Genomic DNA, 17,083 nt, shown 5'->3' on the forward strand with positions numbered 1-17,083 from the left:
CCAAGCGCGCTTTGAAAAGATCACTCCTTGCGGAGATCACTGCTCGTTGTCGGCAGCCCCCGAAGCCGACGGCGCGAGCTGGACCGGCGCCGCAGTGGACGGGGACGGCCGCTTCGGCGCCGGCGGCGGCTTCTTGGCAGCCGCGAGTGCGGGCGAAGGCGCAGGCGACGGCGGTGTCGCCGCGGCCGGTCGCGGCGCGGCTGGCGATGCCGGCGCAGCAGTGGCCGATGGCGACGGCTTCGCCGGCGGCTCGGGCGTCATGATGCTAACCGCGCGGAGTAGAGGCCGAGGTCGGGAATTCGGCATTGGTCGGCTTCCCCGTCGGCTGGGACGGCGGTAGCGCCGCCATCATGCCGGCCGCAGTCTGCGGCGGCGCGTTCCACGACGCCGCGTGGCGCATGACCAGGCTTTCGTAGACACGGTCTTCCATGTTGGCCGCGACCTGGCGCGTGTCGGTCAGCGAGCTGAACGCGCGGCAGGCCGCTGGCGTACAGCGGTCGCGCGCGGTCAGCACATAGGCCATCAACCCGTAACGGTCGCGCTCGACGGCGCGGCGCAGCGCCAGCAAATCGGAGCCGGCCCCCTTGTTCGCGGTGGCGACATCGCCCAGCGAGGTCAACAGGGTGATCTGCGAGGCGGCGTAGGCGACCGCCGCCGCCACCGACTCGGCCGAACCGAACAGCGCCTTCTCGCACGCGGCCAGCACGGCATCACCGGCAAGCTCGTCGATACAGGAAAGCTGCGGCAATGCGGCGGTGGCCGTCAGAACCGGCCGAGCCTCCGCCGGCTGAACCGCGTTTGCCGTGCCGAACCCGCGGAAGGTCACGGCTCCCGCGACGCCGATCGCCAGCAGCGTGATGAGCGCCAGCACGCCGTTGGCCACGGATCTCTCCGAGCGCAGCAGCGTGATCAGAACCACAAGCCCGACAAAGCCGGCCGTGGCCAGCGTCAGGTACAGCGGAAGGTTCGCCGAGCGCCAGATCTGATCCAGCGAAGCAGCCCAAGCCCAGTTCATGCGCAGTGTCCCTCAACGCAGCATCAAACGCGATCGAAAGGCGAATGCGTCTTTATCGCATTCGCTTTTCGGCAGAATGGTTCTGCGAACGGGGCCTTTTGACGGCGCTTTGAACGGAACTCCGTCAGCCGGCTGCTTGCGCACAACTGTTTCAGGAAATCGCGAGCTGGCTTTCCTTGGCGACCCGTTCGAAAGCTTCGGTCGAGCTTTTGATGCGATACTGGCAGTCGTCGCCATCAGTCGGCAGCAGCCGGATCACCTCATAGGTGCCGCTGGCGGCCGGTCGGGCCACGTTGCTGGCAGTAAAATAGACAGTCTCTCCAACGGAGTACTTATGCTTCAACGCCCTCTCCATTACGCAAGAACGCCGGCCGCGCTCACGGTCCCGCTAGCTTTCGGCCGACTTGAGAACCCTGTGACAACCTAGCACAGGCCATCGCCCAAAAGCCAGCGGCATCGAGGCATGGCAAATGCGCAAATTCTGCATGTTTTTCAGGGCGATAAACGCCAATCCAGGGGGTTCCCGGTCATCCGCCTACCCGGCATCGAAGCCGTCTTTCCCAAAATCGGACAGTCCGGCGGCGGATTGATCGAGGGCCGCAAGCCGCGGGCGGAGCGCAGCACCCCGCCGGCTCGCTCCGTCGTCAGACCGTCTCGAACCGATCGATGACAAGCGTTTCGGCAAGGCCGGCGCGGGTCCATTCCTGGAATGCCGGCAACGACATCATCGCATCGGAATAGTGCCTCGCCTCGCCCTCCACTTCGATCGCATAGGTGCGGAAGCGATGCACCACCGGCGCAAACATCGCGTCTGCCCCGCCGAACGCGCCGAACAGGAACGGTCCATCCTTGCCGTAACGGCGATGACAATCGGACCAGATCTCCTGAATGCGCGCCACATTGGCGCGTGCATCGTCCGACAGATCGACGGCACCGATCGGGCGGTGCAGGTTCATGCCGCATTCGTTGCGCAGCGGCATGAATCCCGAATGCATTTCCGCCGAAATCGAACGCGCATGCGCCCGGCGGGCGCGGTCTTCCGGCCACAGCTTCGCCTGCGGGTATTTCTCGGCGAGATACTCGATGATTGCGAGCGAATCCCACACCGTGACATCGCCATCGATCAACGTCGGCACCTTGCCTGAATCCGAAAAGCTCAGGATCCGGTCCTTGTCCGCCTTGTCGTTGGTGTAGAGCGGGATGAACACCTCCTCAAAGGGGATGTCATTGGCGCGCAGCGCCAGCCATGGCCGCATCGACCATGACGAATAGTTCTTGTTGCCGATGACCAGTTTCAACATTAGCGGGGAAATCCTGTTGGGACGGGCATGTTGCCATAGTGCGCCGCACACGTCCAACCTGTACATCACGATCGCACAAGCCATCATCGGGGATGCCGCCACATGGGCGCCTATTGGGTCGATATCGCCGCCGTCGCCTTCTTCGTCGTCGAGTGGCTGGCCTATGGCTTCACGCTCGAACACACCGCTTACGGCCGCGACAGCCTGTCGGCGCGCATGAATACCTACCGCGAGGTCTGGGTGCGCAACATGCTCGATCGCGAGGCACGCATGGTCGACATGCAGATCATGGCCTCGCTGCAAAACGGCACCGCCTTCTTCGCCTCCACCAGCCTGATCGCGATCGGCGGCGCGCTGGCGCTGCTGCGGGCGACCAACGACGCCTTGGCCGTGCTTCGCGAGTTGCCGGTCGATCTCACCCCCTCGCCCGCGCTCTGGGAGATCAAATGCGTCGGGCTGATCCTCATCTTCATCTACGCCTTCTTCAAATTCGCCTGGTCGTATCGCCTGTTCAACTATGTCGCGATCCTGCTCGGCGCGATGCCGCCCTCGTCGCAGCGCGACACGGCGGAAGCAGAAGCCCATGTCATGCGCACGACGCGCCTGTTCGAGGCGGCGGGACGGCATTTCAACCGCGGCCAGCGCGCATTCTTCTTTGCGCTCGGCTATCTCGGCTGGTTCGTCAGCCCCTGGCTGTTGCTGATTACGACCGCACTCGTCGTGATCGTGACCTGGCGGCGGCAGTTCGCCTCGAACGCCTGGCGCGCGATGGGGAACTGACGGGCCGGCGGCTTTATTGATGCCTCAATCCACCTGTGTTATTCCTCCGGCCACCATGATGATGATCCGCATCTTCAATATCGCTTCGGCCTTTTTCCTCAGCCGCTAACGGCTTGCCCGCGCCGGCGGGCGGAAACGAGCGCGTCGGTGCCGCTTTCGGCGCCAGCGCGATTCAAAGGACCGAATGAGCCGCCCCATTCTCGCTGCGCGCGATGATGCTGGCTGGCCAAGCGATATGAGGATTTCATGCCTTCGAATACCAAGCGACACGTGCGCGCGCTCAGCGACGCACAACTGAACCAGTTTGTTCAAGACGGGTTTGTCCGACTGGACAACGCTTTCCCCGAGCAGCTTGCCGAGGAAGGCCGCGCCATTCTCTGGCGCGACACCGGATGCGATCCCTTCGACAAGAAGACCTGGACGCAGCCGGTGATCCGGCTCGGCTACTACGGACAGGAGCCGTTTCGGAAAGCAGTGAACACGCCGATGCTCCACGCAGCCTTCGATCAGCTCGTCGGAAGCGGCCGCTGGTGGCCGCGCGCGGACCTCGGCAGTTTTCCGGTGCGCTTCCCGCATGCCGAGGATCCCGGCGATACTGGCTGGCACGTCGACCTCAGCTTCCCCGGCCCGTCGGACGATCCAAACGAGCGCAACGATTTCGCCTCGTGGCGAGTCAACGTGACGTCGCGTGGCCGCGCGCTGCTGATGCTCTTCCTGTTTTCCGATATTGGTGAACTGGATGCGCCGACCCGTATCCGGGTGGGCTCGCACCTCGATATGGCGCGACTGCTCGAACCTGCGGGAGAAGCCGGCATGTCGCACCTGATGCTCGCCGACGTGGCGGCCGATCTGCCGGAAGCGCTGGCCGTCGGAAAGGCCGGCACGGTCTATCTATGTCATCCCTTCCTGATCCACGCCGCGCAACCGCATCGCGGTTCGAGGCCACGCTTCATGGCGCAGCCGCCCCTCCATCCGGCCGAACCTATCCGGCTTGAACGGGAGGATGGCGAATATTCGCCGATTGAAATGGCAATCCGGCGCGCGCTGCAGGAAAACCCGGACTGAGAAGCGAACGATGCCGTCCGGGTTGGGACCCCCGAACCGGGCGGCATTCGCGAAAGTTGCTAGCCGCTCGTAAAATCCTGCGGCGTAAAGCTGAGGTCGAGCACCTTCCATTCGCCGTAGCGGTCTACCGGCAGCATGGCATAGGGCTGGCAGGCCGAAAGGGCGCGGATGGCGCCCTGCATCAGCAATGGTCCCTTCATGGAGGCGCTGGCCTCGATCAGGATCGGTTCCGCGGCGAGCCTGCCGTCGGGCGTCATCAGGACACGCAGCTTGACCCTGACGTCGTCGGTGCCCGACAGCGAGGCCGGCAGTTTCGAGCAGGTCTTGAGGTGCCGCCGGAATTCCGCGATCAGCGTGCTCGAGATGTCGGCGGCTTCGGTCGCCGGCCCATCGAAATTGTCGTCGTCCTTGTTGCGGGCTTGCGCCGGAGCTTGCGGCTGCAGCGGGAGGTCGGGCGGTAAACCCAGCAGCACCTGATATTTGATCGAGATATCCGGCTCGGGCGGCGTGTACGCTGGCGCCGCCGGTTGCGATGGTGGCTGTGCCATCGGCTGCGGCGGGACGGGGCGCGGCGCAGCAAGCGCAGCCTGCTTCTGCGGGGACGGCTGTAGCTGCCCTGATGGCGGAGGTGGACTGGCCGCGGCAGGCGTTTCCAGCAGCGAGAAATCGGGCTGCGGGATTGGCGCCGGTTCCGACCTGGTCTCAGCGGCTTGCTGCTCGGCCGGATTGGGCTGTTCGGGAATTTCCTGCGGCGTAACGATTTCGACCGGGACCTGCTCGGCGGTCACCGAGCCGAACGGATGCACCTCCGAAAACAGCAGGAACAGCGTCAGCAGCGACACATGTGCGACTGCCGACGCCGTGATCTCAGTAGGTATGATCCGCCGCAGCTCCATCGTACCGAAATGAGGTTCGTCTCTTACGGTCGCCAGAATAGCGTTCGGCGACGCGGCTCCTCAATCCCATTTCGGCGCGAAGCCGAAATCCGTGAGCCGGCCGCTGGCGCTTCCCATGGCGGAGATCTCCTGCATGTCCTCGTCCGACAGCTCGAAATCGAAGATCTCGATGTTCTCCGAGAGCCGTTCGAGTTTCGAGGTACGTGGAATCGCCGCCACGCCCTGCTGCACCAGCCAGCGCAGGCAGATTTGCGCCGCCGTCTTGCGATAGCGGTCACCAATCCGCTGCATCGCGCGATCGCTTTTGATGCGCCCCTTGGCGACCGGGCTATAGGCCACCAGCGCCATGCCGTAACGTGCGCAAGCCTCCGTCACCTTGGTCTGGTCGAGATAGGGATGATACTCGACCTGGTCGCAGACCAGCGGTTCCGGGCATGCCGCCACCGCCTCCTCGATCAAGGCCACGGTGAAATTGGATATGCCGATGTGGCGGGCGAGGCCCTGCTGCCTGACCCGTGCCAGCGCGCCCAGCGTCTCCACCAGCGGCACCTGCGGGTTCGGCCAGTGCAGCAGCAACAGGTCGACCTCGGTCAGGCGCAGCCGCACCAGACTTTCCTTGGCGGAACGTTCCAGATCATGGGGCGCGAAATGCGAGGGCCAGACCTTGGTGGTGAGAAAAACCTGATCGCGCTTCACGCCCGCAGCCCGCAGCCCCTCGCCGACCTCGCGTTCATTGTCATACGCTTGGGCAGTGTCGATGTGCCGATAGCCGAGCCGCAATGCCTGCTCGACGATCCGCGCGCAGGTGCGTCCACGCAATTCCCAGGTACCCAGCCCGATCGCCGGGATTTTTGCGCCATTGGCTTCAACAAATAGCATTGGTTGCATCCGCGGACCGTTCCCATTATGGGCTGCGGAAACAGCCGTGCCAACAGATAGCGCTTCGAGCGGAGCGAATTCCGGTACGCGTGAAGAAACGCGCCAAATAAGCGCTAGGCGGGCTCCGGTTCCGTGGCCAGTGCAGCGAACACGGTTTCCGGCGAATGGGCGATCACCGCGAGCAGCGCCCGCGCCGGTCCGCGCGGCACGCGCTTGCCCTGCTCCCAATTCCGGATGGTTTCGACGGGCACGCCCAGCCGTGCCGCGAATTCGGTCTGGGTCAAGCAGGCGCGACGACGAAGGTCGCGCACGGCGGGCAGCGCGGCGGTTTCGCCCGGCGTTGCGTCAGGCATGACGGTCGCGGTTGAAGGCGGCGCCGGCGCGAGGACGGGCATCGTCGGCGCGAGCGGGAACTCCTGCCCGTCACGTAGTTCGACGATCCGCCCGTCCGCTTTCAGCCGCAACCGCTGCATGTTGACCTCGTGGGCCAACATCATCGGCGAAGCGCCTTAAGGTCCGATTAACGATAAATGAGACCTCGTTTTGTTACTTCAGCCCGAACCACAGCGTGGCGATGCCGAGAAACGAGAAGAAGCCGACCACGTCGGTGATCGTCGTGACGAACGTTCCCGACGCCACCGCCGGATCGGCGCGCACCCGGTCCAGCACCATCGGGATCAGGATGCCGCCGAGCGCGCCGGCCACCAGGTTGCAGATGATGGCGAGGCCGATCACGACGCCCAGACCGGGGATCTTGAACCATGCCACCGCCGCGACGCCCGTGATGACGGCAAAGGCGAGACCGTTGACGAGGCCGACCATCGCCTCGCGCATGACAACGCGGAGCGCGTTGTTGGAACCGAGTTCGCGGGTCGCCAGCGCCCGCACCGCCACCGTCATGGTCTGGGTCGCGGCATTGCCGCCCTGGCTCGCCACGATCGGCGCGAGCACCGCGAGCGCCACCATCTTCTCGAGCTGGCCCTCGAACAGGCCGAGCACGGAGGACGCCAGAAACGCCGTCGCCAGATTGACCAGGAGCCAATTGAATCGACCGCGCGCGATGGTCCAGACATTGTCGGACAATTCTTCGTCGCTGGTGACGCCGCCGAGCGCCTTCAGGTCTTCATCAGCCTCTTCCTCGATCACGTCGACGACGTCGTCGATGGTGATGACACCGACCAGCCGGTTGGTGGTGTCGACGACGGGGGCCGCAACCAGATTGTACTTGCCGAACATCCGCGCGACCTCTTCCTGGTCGTCGAGCACCGAGACGCGGCGGCGGTCTTCCTCGATCAGGTCGACAAGCGGCACCGGGCGGCGTGCCCGCAACAGCGTGTCGAGCGAAACCGCGCCCTGCCAGTGCTGTTCGGAATCGACCGCGTAGATCTCGTAGAAGCGGTCAGGCAGATCGGGGGTGTCGCGCATGTAGTCGATCGCCTGCCCGACCGTCCAATCCGGCGGCACCGAGATAAACGCGGTCTGCATCCGGCGGCCGGCGGAATTTTCCGGATAGAGCAGAACGCGCTCGATCGCGACGCGTTCGGGCGGCGGCAGCTTTTCGAGGATCTCCTCCTGGTCCTCCTCGTCGAGGCCCTGGAGCAACTGGACGGCGTCGTCGGACTCCAGTTCGCGAACGCCCTCCGCAACCGTTTCCGGCTCGAGCTCCTCAAGGATCTCCTCGCGGACGGCGTCATCGACCTCGTTGAGCGCCGAGAAGTCGAAATCGGTGCCCGTGATCTCGACCAGGGTGACGCGGTCCTCGGGCTCGAGGGCCGCGATCAAATCGCCGAGATCGGCCTCGTGTAGTTCCGCCACCACCTCGCACAACAACGGCCGGTCGGCAGCATGGATCGCGCGCGCAATCTCCTCGACAAACTCGCGGCGGAGCTGCCCTTCCTCGTCCCGCATCAAAAGATGGTCGAGCACCGATCCCTGGTCCGGTCGCGCTTCGGCGGCTTGGGCAACGTCGATATTCTCGGCCATGCCGCGCCTCGCCGGTTTGACAGAATGAGGGAACTCGTCTGAGCTACGCTTGACGCATTACCCAATCGGCTGCGCCATGCGCAATGCCAAATATCACCAACGGCAAATGACCCTGAAATTCGGTGCGGCGCTGTGCTCGGCGGTCGCGATATTGATGACCTCGGCTGTGGCAGCGACGGCTGCCGAATGTCCCCGCAAGGACGCGCTCGGCACCTCACGCGTTCTCGCGGTGGATGCCGCTACCTACCCGCGCGTGGGCCTCAAGAGCTTTCCACAGACGCTTCCGCTGGAAGACCGCGAAGTGGTGCTGACCTTCGACGACGGACCGTGGCCGCCGACGGACCAGAAGATACTGGCTGCACTGGCGCAGGAATGCGTGCGCGCCACCTTCTTCCTGCTCGGAAGGCGTGCCTCCGAACATCCCGAACTGGTGCGAAGAATGGCCGCCCAGGGGCATACCATCGCGCACCACACCTGGACCCACCACAATCTCAAATACATGAAGCCGGAGGCTGCCATCGGCGAGATCGACAAGGGCATCGCGGCGGTCGAAACGGCGCTGCACCGCGCGGCCACCACGACCCCGACCACGCCGTTCTTTCGCTTCCCTTATTTTGAAATGACGCCCGCCACGCTGGAGACCTTGCAAAGGCGCGGCATCGCCGTGTTCGGCGCCGATCTATGGGCCAGCGATTGGAATCATATGACGCCGGCGCAACAGTTGAAACTGCTCACCGACCGGCTGCAAATTGCCCGCAAGGGCATCATCCTGCTGCACGATCCGAAAGCGCAGACCGCGGCCATGCTGCCGGCCTTTCTGCGCTACCTCCGCGACAATCACTACCGCGTGGTCCACCTCGTCCCGGCAGATGCCAAAACCGTGTCCGGCAAGGCACATTAGGGCCAAAATCGGCATGAAGTTCAGTCGATTAAAGCACGATTCATCGCGTCTCGTGTAAGCATGGCCCGCCTGAAAGATTGAACCTTGGTGCTGGTCGTCGGAACCAAGGTTGGAATGAAGCCGGTGTTCAATGATTGTTAGCGTATTCGAAGGCCCCCGATCGCGGCCATGGGCTGCTTTGTGCATGGGAGCGCTGACCTGCCTCACCGTACAAACAGCTTCCGCCGCCGATTGCCCCGGTCATCCCGACGCCATCGGCACGTCACGCACCATCGTGGTCGATCCGCGCGCCCATCCCATCATCGGCACCATGCAATACCGCAAGACGCTGCCACTCGAAGACCGTGAGGTGGTGCTGACTTTCGACGACGGACCGCTGCCGAAATACAGCGACCAGATTCTCGCTATTCTCGCTGCCCATTGCGCGAAGGCGACCTTCTTCCTGGTCGGGAGCCAGGCCAACGCCAGTCCGGAAGGCGTGCGCAAGGTGCGCGATGCCGGCCACACGGTCGCCACCCACACCCAGAACCATCCAGGCGGCATGGATCGCCTGCCGTTCGACCGCTCCAAACAGGAGATCGAACAAGGCATCGCATCGGTGACCGCGGCGCTCGGCGACGGCACCGCGCCCGCGCCGTTCCTGCGCATTCCCGGACTGCGCCGCACCAACGAGATCGAGGAATTCGCCGCTTCCAAGGGACTTCAGCTCTGGAGCGCCGATTTCCCGGCCGACGACTGGCGCGATGTGTCCGCCAATCGCGTCTATGAGCTCGCGATGCAGCGGCTTGAGCGAAAGGGCAAGGGCATCCTGCTGCTGCACGACATTCAGCCGCGCACCGTCACGGCGCTGCCGAAGATCCTGAGCGAACTGAAGGCACGCGGCTATCGCATCGTCCATGTGGTGCCGGCGACGCCGGAGCGGCCGGCGACGCCGACCGAGCCGCAGCAATGGCAGTTGCGTCCGCCGTCGGAAGTGGTGGCGATTTCGCGCTGGCCGAAGGTCTCGAAATTCGCTGCTGCCGGCCCCGCTGCGCTGCCCGTCCCGGCCTTGTCCAATTTCGACTGGCACACGGCCGATCTTGGTGCGCACGCCCGGCGACGCGGGCGCGGTGTATCCCTGTCACTGGCAACGCCGTGGCCGCACCAGACGAGTTTGCCGCCAGTCGGCACGCTGGCCGCGCTGCCGATTCCGGCGGAGAGTATTTTCAATATCCCGGAATCGACGCGCGTAGCCATGCTGGCCTTGTCCGCGCGGCGGACGACGTCGGTTGCGCAAGTTCGGTCAACGGAAGTCTCCTCGGCAAGGCTCGCCGGGAAATCCCGTCGCCACGACCGCGCAGCGACCGCTCAGCCGCCGGTACCCGCCGGACAGACCGCGCAGGCCCCGGAGGGCGCCAGCGGGACCGCGCCGAAGCCCGCTGCACAAGCGAAGCGGAATGCGCGGTCGGTTCGCGTTGCGGGCTTGAAAAAGCGCTGATCGGCCGCGGTCCCGCCCGATCTATTTTCCTGACGCTGGCCGCCATCGCGACAAAGGCTCAACTGGCCACGATCTTGGCAATGCAGAGCAGGATGACGATGGCGAGAAACAGCAGGTCGATATAGGCCTTGATCTCACCGGCTTGGCGAAGCCCGCTGACTTCGGCGATCGCCTGCTTGCGCGTAGACGTCGAATTCGGCCCCTCGCCCAGCGCCGCCACCAAACGGCGGGCCTCCAGTTCCAGCCGTTCGATGCGCTGGAAGAAGTGAAACGACCGCAGCGCGGATGCCGCATGCATGCCGGCATAGACCAGCACGAGAACCGCGACGACCACGCGATGCTGGTACTTTTCTAGGAAATTCAGAGCAAAATAGACCAGCGCCAGGAACACGAAGTTGGAGAGGAATCGATAGGCGTAGCTCAGAAACAGCATGAAGATGCTCCGGGTGGTCTTGGTAGTCTCGAACGTCCTGGAAGCGCCGAACCGCGGCGAAGCCGGCGGGAATCAGCAGCCGGCAGGCTCATTCAGTTTACGCGAACGGTGCGACGGCAGGGGTATCACCCGCGCCCCGTCCCACAGGAATTGCTGCGGCGTGTCATTGCGGACACGCACCTGCCTCACCTGAACCGATTGTGCAGAAAAAATCTGCAACTTTTGGTCTGAGCGCAGACCGACCGATCAGGCGTGCGGCCATCGCAGCACTGACGCGGTGCGATCCCTATTGCAGGATACCGCAAAGGAGACCCGCCATTTGCGGCGGGTACAAGTTTAGGGAGGAGACTTCAAAATAAGCTGATTCGTGGCACCAGCCGTGTGCCGTAATTCACACACGCTATTCAAAAACAGGTCTTCCCGTCGGGACGACCAAGCTGATCGATGTTCCGGATGGCTCAACGCGGCTATGGCTTGCCTTCGACCATCTTGAGTTTGACGGTCTCGCAGGTCTTCCGCACCTGTTCTGTGAAGATCGAGCATTCCTCGATGCGCTTGAAGATCTTCTTGGCTTCCTCACGATACGAGGCCGCGGTGTCGCGCATGAAGGCAATGGCATTATGCACTTCGGCAGTCATTGCCTCGCATCTCTTCGCCGCGCTGATCAGCTCTGCTCCCATGGCTTCAATTTCCTTGGCGGCGGCTTCATAGTCACGCACCACGGCCTCGGCCGTGAGCGCACCGACGCGGGTGACGCCCTCTTCATGCTCGACGTAGTCCGGCATCGGCCCCGATGGAGCCGCCCTGATCGCAGGAAGGCTCCCTACGACATCTTCCTCAAGCTTGGCTAAATCCAGCGGCGCAGTTTTGTGAAGTCGTTCGATACTCGCCATCGGTCATTCTCCATCACTCGATGAAAAACCCCAGCGCATGAGCATGGCGACCGATTCGTGGCGAAATCCCGCATGGAAGAAAGCAACGAAAAGGCAGACGTGTGAATGCAAGCACCGTGGGATAGTGCCGGGTCGCTTCTGTTGATCCGAAGCGGCACTGGCTCACGCATTAACCATGCCGGCGCATCAGGCTGCGCGTGGCCTACGCTTAATGCGCATTTAACCGTTTTGCATCATTGATTGAGGATCAGCGCAAACTCCTTCAAGCCGCAAGAATTGCGGGCAGCACTCAACCTCTTCAGGAGGATCGATTGAGGACGCTCCTTATTTGCGCGCTGGCTGTCGCCTTGGTCGGTTGCAGCAGCCAACCACCAACACAGCCATCCTGCGTTGGCCTGAACCCGTTAGCCTGTCTGACCGCGGTTCATGTGCCGATCGAACCTGAGTCGTATGAGAGCGATTCTGCCGCAACGAAACCGGTGTCCGCCGTCGCCTTGCGTGGCGACAGGCCGCCCCGATCTCACGCGGACCACGCGGTCCGTCGAACACCCAAGCCAATCAAGGTCGCGGCGAAAGCTACCATTCCCGTTCCGGTTCCTTCTCCGCAAGCGAACCAGCAGACGACGGGCAATGCCGTTGCTTCCCAAGCGCCTCCAGCAAGCGCCACAGATCCGCATCCAACGACTGACGTTCCGCCAACCCGAACGACAGAGGAGCAAGTGGCGGCCGCATCTGCCGTCGCGGAGCGAATGTCGGTCCCGACATTGGATGCGTCGCTGAACGCTCTCGTGGCCGTCCTCGTGACAGGTCCCGACGTCAAGTCGGTCCCCGACCTGGCCGGCAAGACAATTGCGATCGACGATAGATATTCCGAGTTGTCGATCAGCCGCGTCAGGACCGCGATGGCGGCAGCGGGTGCGCCCGACGTCCAACTGACCAAAGGTCAAACCACGGCGATCAGCCGGCTGGTCGGCAAAGAAGTTCCGGCCGCGGTCGTCGGGTTAGTCTCTACCAGAGCCGCGGACAGCTTTCCTGAGATCGCGCGATACAAGACGTTCCAAATCCCGCTCAAACCTCGATCGAGCCGGGCCGAGCCGTGACGGGTTTGCCCCTTGCACCCAAACCGTAAGGTGCCCATCAAAGCCCACCCCGGGAGGAAAGCCTGGACGCAGCTTGATTTTTACGTCAAGGCTAATTATGACTACTGTAGTCACATCCGATCGAGGGTCGTCATGCGTGAAATTCAGCTTCGGGACGCGAAGTCCGGCCTGTCGGCACTGGTTGATAAAGCCGTGGGCGGCGAGCCAGCCGTCATCACGCGGCACGGCAAGCGAGAGGCCGTGATCTTGAGCTATCAGGAATGGCAGCGGCTGTCGCAAGTGCCCTCTTTCGGCCGCCTACTCATGGCGGCGCCACTCGCGCCGGACGATCTGCCGCCGCGCGACACCGAGCCGCTGCGTCAAACCGAGTTCTAGTCGTCTTGTATCTAGTGGACGCCAATGTGATTTCAGCGGGCGCGCCATCGAGATCGGCATCACCGGCGTTGATAACGTGGATGGATGACCATTCCGCTCATCTCTATGTATCGGTGGTGACCATCGCCGAGATCGAGGACGGCATCGCAAAGGCACGGCGCGAGGGCGCGACACACAAAGCGGCCGACCTCGACGCTTGGCTCGAGACGCTGCTGCATCTCTATGGCGAGCGTATTCTCGCCTTCGATACCGCGACCGCTCGACGTGCGGGAGTCCTGTTGGATCGCGCGCGCGGACAAGGGCAAGCGCCGGGTTTCGCCGACATCATCATCGCCGCGACCGCGCTCCAGCACGGACTGACGATCCTGTCGCGGAATCTGAAGCATTTCGCACCGCTCAGCGTGCGCGTGCTCGATCCTTTCGCCGCGCTGCCGCCGGCATCTTGTCCCTGATCAGACAGAGACTTTAGACGCTCTTGGCGATGACGATCCAACGCCAACTGCGCCACGAAGAAACGCCAGACGAAAGCCGCCGAAAATTGATGTACCGGCGGAATTCTCCGATCAGGCGATCGTACATTTTTGAGCATCGTGCGCTCGGAGGGCGGTCGCATGTCCATCGCGCCTTCCTCGGGCGTATTTCGATCGCGGAATCGCCTTGCGGTACTTCTCCGCGCAGCGTAATTTCAACTACACGTAGCTCGTTCGAAAGCAATCAATCGGGTTCGGCCTAGCGGGAGAGAGCGATGGCGGACGTCCCATGGCACCTTTCCGGTGACTACTTCGAGAACTGCAGTTGCAGCATCGTGTGTCCCTGCCTCGTGTCGGCGGCCCCTCCGTTGACCTCGCGACCGACCGAGGGCTTCTGTAACGTCCCGCTGATCTTCCACATCGAAAGCGGCCGCTATGGCGACATCACGCTCGATGGACTCAATGTCCTGATCATCCTCCACGCACCTGGGGTCATGGCAGACGGAGATTGGTCGCTGGCCGTCTATATCGATCAGCGCGCCGACGATCAGCAGACCGAGGCCCTAGCTGCGATCTTTACCGGCGCTGCCGGTGGTCCTATGGCCGCGTTCACACCGCTGATCAGCAAGAACCTGGGACTGCGCAAGGTCCCAATCACATTCAGGATCGACGGCAAGACGCGGTCCGCTGAGATCCCGGGCATTCTGCACATGTCCGTCGATCCGTTGCCGACCATGCATCCGAGCGGGGAAATGTGGGCGAACATCGGCCATCCCGTTAGCCCCGACAACATGGTGTTGGCAGCCGGCGCCTCCGGCAACACGTTCAGCGATCATGGCATGCGCTGGGATAATTCCGGCAAGAACGGCCTCTATGCGCCGATCCGCTGGTCGAACCAAGCGTGATGCAGTTCCTGGTACGGCCCTGTAACAAGGCCAGCAACATCAGTCGCAAATGACCGACAGCCCCCTGGAAATCGTGCTGCGGCGCGATCGCTGGGTCGTCGGCGGCGCGATCGGGATCATTGTCGCGCTGGCATGGGGCTATATGCTCTGGCTCGCCAATGACATGGACATGGGCGGCATGGACATGACCGGGTTCCGCATGATCCCGGCCGGAATCGGAATCATGTTGCCGGCCAACGAGCCATGGCGAGCGATCGAGTTCGCGTATGTGTTCCTGATGTGGGCGGTGATGATGGTCGGAATGATGGCACCCTCGGCAGCGCCCATGATCCTCATGTACGCCCGCGTGGGTCGACAGTGGAAAGCGCAGGGCAAGCCGTTCGCCGCGACCGGCTGGTTTGCGGCCGGTTATCTCCTCGTCTGGAGCGGCTTTTCGCTGGCAGCCACCTTTCTCCAATGGGTGATCGAACGGGCAGCCCTGCTGGATTCCCGGATGACGATCGCCAGCAACCTGCTCGGCGCAATCGTGCTGATCGCGGCGGGAGTCTATCAATGGACACCGCTCAAGGACGTCTGTCTCGCCCAATGCCAGTCGCCGTTTCAGTTCCTGATGCGCCACGGCGGCTTTCAGAACCACCTGCGAGGCTGCCTGCTGCTGGGGCTTCGGCACGGAGGCTATTGTGTCGGCTGCTGCTGGGTTTTGATGGCGCTTTTGTTCGTAGGCGGAGTGATGAACGTGCTTTGGATTGCGCTTTTGGCGCTGCTTGTCCTTTTGGAGAAACTTACGCCGGTTGGACGCTGGATCGCGCGTGCTGCCGGCATTGCATGTGTGGCCGCGGGCGCTTGGCTGCTAGTGTCGTAGCCGCCGTGATGAGAACCTGCTTGCTCAGTTCGAATTGCCATCAGCAACACCGCAAGTGCAACTCGACCTTACTGTCCCCCATTGCTTTCTGTCCGCGCCTACGAGGTGAGAGCATGGCAACGCCTTTCGGAGCGAACCCGCGGTTGCCAACGCAATCGAGATGAAACTCCAGGTCATTGTCATGCCTGTTGCGGACGTGGATCGCGCCAAGCCGCCGGCTAACCGCTGCGTGTACGAAATCGCGTGGCGCTCGTTGATGGTGGCGCTCGTTGATGAGAGTGCGAACCCGCCGATTTCTACGCTGGGCTACACCACTGCCCTCTCGTGACCAAACAACGGTTTTCCTTGGCGGGGCATTGGTACAAAGAAGGCTGCGACGACTACCAGAGCAAACGCTCGGCCAGGAGATCAAACATGGAAGGTTAGCGGAAGAGCACTCTAGAATTCGCTGCGGGTTACAACGTGGGAATAGAAAGATCACGAAAACATTTTTCGTATCAATGTCTTATTGCCTTGGTGCGCTCGGAGGGACTCGAACCCCCACGATGTTACTCACTGCCACCTCAAGGCAGCGCGTCTACCAATTCCGCCACGAGCGCTTGGGATACCGGCTGGAAGGATTGCAGCCCGCCGGATCAACGGCTGCGATGTAACAAATCAGGGATGGAGGGACAAGGAAGTTTTGCGCTCCGATAACTACCTGACATCAGGGGATTTCGGCAGCATTTGCTTGACTTCGACCGCGATGCGGTTGCGATCGACCAGAACCACGCCAGAGGCAATGGGCAAGTTATTGGCGAGGATCTTGACCTCGTCCGCCTCGGTGGCGTCCAGTTCGATAATGGCGCCGCGGGAAAGCCGCATCACCTGGTGGATGGGCATGGTGGTGGTGCCGAGCACCACCATGAGATCGACGCTGACTTTATCGAGGGTGGCCACTTCTGAACCGCCAAAGGGGACTAAATTGGTGTGGTTCCCACCTGAACACGTTATGGTTAGCCAATGGTTAATGACCGCCAAAGCCTTGATTTAACGACCTTCGCGCAAGCCCAAGGCGGCGGCGGGGTCGAATGGCGGATTTCGGCGGAACCGGTACCCTATCCCGAGGCCGTGGCTGCAATGGAGGCCCGCGCGGCCGAGATCGCCGAGCGGAAGGCGGCCGAACTGGTCTGGCTTCTGGAGCACCCCCCGCTCTATACCTCCGGCACCAGCGGCAGGCAGGACGACCTGCTCGAGCCGCGCTTCCCGTTGTTTACCACCGGCCGCGGCGGACAGCTCACCTATCACGGTCCCGGCCAGCGGGTGGCCTATGTGATGCTCGACCTCAAGCGGCGGCGGCCGGACGTGCGCGCCTATGTTGCCGGCCTCGAAGAGTGGATCATCCGCACGCTCGATGCCTTCAACGTGCGCGGCGAGCGCCGCGAGGATCGTGTCGGTGTCTGGGTCAGGCGGCCGGACAAGGGTGTCGGCCACGAAGACAAGATCGCCGCGATCGGCGTGCGGTTGCGGCGCTGGGTGTCGTTCCACGGCATCGCCATCAATGTCGAGCCGGAGCTTTCGCATTTTTCTGCCATCGTCCCCTGCGGCGTTGTCGATCCGCGTTACGGGGTGACCTCACTCGTGGACCTCGGCCTGCCCGTGACGATGGAAGACGTCGACATCGCGCTCCGGCGGGCGTTCCAGGAAGTGTTCGGAACGACCATGGCAGACCTGCCCGCGACAACGGCCTGAAACTGTCGATCGGTACC

The 17,083-nt window shown here is 63.0% G+C and carries 22 protein-coding genes and 1 tRNA gene; 11 read left to right on the forward strand and 12 right to left on the reverse strand.

What is annotated here, in order from left to right; genetic code table 11:
* Positions 1-36: 36 nt before the first annotated feature.
* The 4 genes from V1273_RS20995 to V1273_RS21010 form a co-directional block, all read right to left on the reverse strand.
* Entirely contained in the window at positions 37-261 is a 225-nt protein-coding gene (locus V1273_RS20995) for a hypothetical protein (RefSeq protein WP_334410738.1), read from the reverse strand.
* Between the two features lie 4 nt (positions 262-265).
* Positions 266-1,015 (reverse strand): hypothetical protein, encoded by a 750-nt coding sequence (locus V1273_RS21000; RefSeq protein WP_334410739.1) that lies wholly within the window; start codon positions 1,013-1,015, stop codon positions 266-268.
* Positions 1,016-1,166: 151 nt separating this feature from the next.
* On the reverse strand, positions 1,167-1,370 hold the full coding sequence (locus tag V1273_RS21005) for a hypothetical protein (RefSeq protein WP_108517906.1): 204 nt from the start codon (positions 1,368-1,370) through the stop codon (positions 1,167-1,169).
* Positions 1,371-1,659: 289 nt separating this feature from the next.
* Positions 1,660-2,316, reverse strand: a complete 657-nt coding sequence (locus V1273_RS21010) for a glutathione S-transferase family protein (RefSeq protein WP_334410740.1) — start codon at positions 2,314-2,316, stop codon at positions 1,660-1,662.
* Between the two features lie 102 nt (positions 2,317-2,418).
* Between V1273_RS21010 and V1273_RS21015 the strand changes: the two genes are divergently transcribed.
* Positions 2,419-3,096 (forward strand): DUF599 domain-containing protein, encoded by a 678-nt coding sequence (locus tag V1273_RS21015; protein WP_334381925.1) that lies wholly within the window; start codon positions 2,419-2,421, stop codon positions 3,094-3,096.
* Between the two features lie 270 nt (positions 3,097-3,366).
* Positions 3,367-4,161 (forward strand): phytanoyl-CoA dioxygenase family protein, encoded by a 795-nt coding sequence (locus V1273_RS21020; protein ID WP_442894099.1) that lies wholly within the window; start codon positions 3,367-3,369, stop codon positions 4,159-4,161.
* 59 nt (positions 4,162-4,220) lie between these two features.
* Here V1273_RS21020 and V1273_RS21025 read toward each other — a convergent pair whose 3' ends face one another.
* From V1273_RS21025 to mgtE, 4 genes are all read right to left on the reverse strand, one after another.
* A complete protein-coding gene (locus V1273_RS21025; RefSeq protein ID WP_334410743.1) occupies positions 4,221-5,003 on the reverse strand; it encodes a hypothetical protein in 783 nt (260 codons plus the stop codon).
* 114 nt (positions 5,004-5,117) lie between these two features.
* On the reverse strand, positions 5,118-5,936 hold the full coding sequence (locus V1273_RS21030) for an aldo/keto reductase (protein WP_334363220.1): 819 nt from the start codon (positions 5,934-5,936) through the stop codon (positions 5,118-5,120).
* A 113-nt stretch (positions 5,937-6,049) separates the two neighbouring features.
* Entirely contained in the window at positions 6,050-6,409 is a 360-nt protein-coding gene (locus V1273_RS21035) for a helix-turn-helix domain-containing protein (RefSeq protein ID WP_334412249.1), read from the reverse strand.
* A 73-nt stretch (positions 6,410-6,482) separates the two neighbouring features.
* The gene (mgtE, locus tag V1273_RS21040; RefSeq protein ID WP_334381923.1) at positions 6,483-7,919 is read right to left on the reverse strand and encodes a magnesium transporter; all 1,437 of its coding nucleotides are present in this window, start codon (positions 7,917-7,919) and stop codon (positions 6,483-6,485) included.
* Positions 7,920-8,025: 106 nt separating this feature from the next.
* Here mgtE and V1273_RS21045 point away from each other — a divergent pair, with 106 nt between their 5' ends.
* Both V1273_RS21045 and V1273_RS21050 read left to right on the forward strand, forming a co-directional pair.
* Positions 8,026-8,820: a polysaccharide deacetylase family protein gene (locus V1273_RS21045; RefSeq protein ID WP_442893756.1), complete on the forward strand. Its 795-nt coding sequence runs from the start codon at positions 8,026-8,028 to the stop codon at positions 8,818-8,820.
* Positions 8,821-9,004: 184 nt separating this feature from the next.
* Complete coding sequence (locus V1273_RS21050) at positions 9,005-10,297, forward strand: polysaccharide deacetylase family protein (protein ID WP_334410744.1); 1,293 nt, start codon at positions 9,005-9,007, stop codon at positions 10,295-10,297.
* A gap of 58 nt (positions 10,298-10,355) precedes the next feature.
* Here the strand turns inward: V1273_RS21050 and V1273_RS21055 are convergent, their stop codons facing one another.
* Both V1273_RS21055 and V1273_RS21060 read right to left on the reverse strand, forming a co-directional pair.
* A complete protein-coding gene (locus V1273_RS21055) occupies positions 10,356-10,730 on the reverse strand; it encodes a hypothetical protein (protein WP_334410745.1) in 375 nt (124 codons plus the stop codon).
* A 467-nt stretch (positions 10,731-11,197) separates the two neighbouring features.
* The gene (locus tag V1273_RS21060) at positions 11,198-11,623 is read right to left on the reverse strand and encodes a hypothetical protein (protein ID WP_156908435.1); all 426 of its coding nucleotides are present in this window, start codon (positions 11,621-11,623) and stop codon (positions 11,198-11,200) included.
* 719 nt (positions 11,624-12,342) lie between these two features.
* Here V1273_RS21060 and V1273_RS21065 point away from each other — a divergent pair.
* The 6 genes from V1273_RS21065 to V1273_RS21090 all read left to right on the forward strand — a co-directional run bounded on the left by V1273_RS21065 (position 12,343) and on the right by V1273_RS21090 (position 15,663).
* A complete protein-coding gene (locus tag V1273_RS21065; protein ID WP_334410746.1) occupies positions 12,343-12,723 on the forward strand; it encodes a hypothetical protein in 381 nt (126 codons plus the stop codon).
* A gap of 132 nt (positions 12,724-12,855) precedes the next feature.
* Positions 12,856-13,098 (forward strand): type II toxin-antitoxin system Phd/YefM family antitoxin, encoded by a 243-nt coding sequence (locus V1273_RS21070; protein ID WP_334363227.1) that lies wholly within the window; start codon positions 12,856-12,858, stop codon positions 13,096-13,098.
* A 5-nt stretch (positions 13,099-13,103) separates the two neighbouring features.
* Positions 13,104-13,550 carry a type II toxin-antitoxin system VapC family toxin gene (locus V1273_RS21075; RefSeq protein ID WP_334363229.1) on the forward strand — a complete coding sequence of 149 codons (447 nt, stop codon included), beginning with the start codon at positions 13,104-13,106 and terminating at the stop codon, positions 13,548-13,550.
* 293 nt (positions 13,551-13,843) lie between these two features.
* Entirely contained in the window at positions 13,844-14,473 is a 630-nt protein-coding gene (locus V1273_RS21080; RefSeq protein ID WP_334410747.1) for a DUF1326 domain-containing protein, read from the forward strand.
* Positions 14,474-14,522: 49 nt separating this feature from the next.
* Entirely contained in the window at positions 14,523-15,335 is an 813-nt protein-coding gene (locus V1273_RS21085) for a DUF2182 domain-containing protein (RefSeq protein ID WP_334410748.1), read from the forward strand.
* A gap of 160 nt (positions 15,336-15,495) precedes the next feature.
* Positions 15,496-15,663, forward strand: coding sequence for a hypothetical protein (locus V1273_RS21090; RefSeq protein WP_334410749.1), 168 nt, complete (start codon positions 15,496-15,498; stop codon positions 15,661-15,663).
* Positions 15,664-15,849: 186 nt separating this feature from the next.
* Here the strand turns inward: V1273_RS21090 and V1273_RS21095 are convergent.
* Positions 15,850-15,934: transfer RNA gene (locus tag V1273_RS21095), tRNA-Leu, on the reverse strand.
* Between the two features lie 97 nt (positions 15,935-16,031).
* Complete coding sequence (locus tag V1273_RS21100; RefSeq protein ID WP_027583831.1) at positions 16,032-16,274, reverse strand: FliM/FliN family flagellar motor switch protein; 243 nt, start codon at positions 16,272-16,274, stop codon at positions 16,032-16,034.
* Between the two features lie 63 nt (positions 16,275-16,337).
* On the opposite strand from V1273_RS21100, the gene lipB reads away from it, so the two are divergent.
* A complete protein-coding gene (gene lipB, locus V1273_RS21105) occupies positions 16,338-17,066 on the forward strand; it encodes a lipoyl(octanoyl) transferase LipB (protein WP_334363234.1) in 729 nt (242 codons plus the stop codon).
* The last annotated feature ends 17 nt before the right edge of the window (positions 17,067-17,083 follow it).

It is taken from the genome of Bradyrhizobium sp. AZCC 1721 (assembly GCF_036924715.1).
Lineage (GTDB): Bacteria > Pseudomonadota > Alphaproteobacteria > Rhizobiales > Xanthobacteraceae > Bradyrhizobium.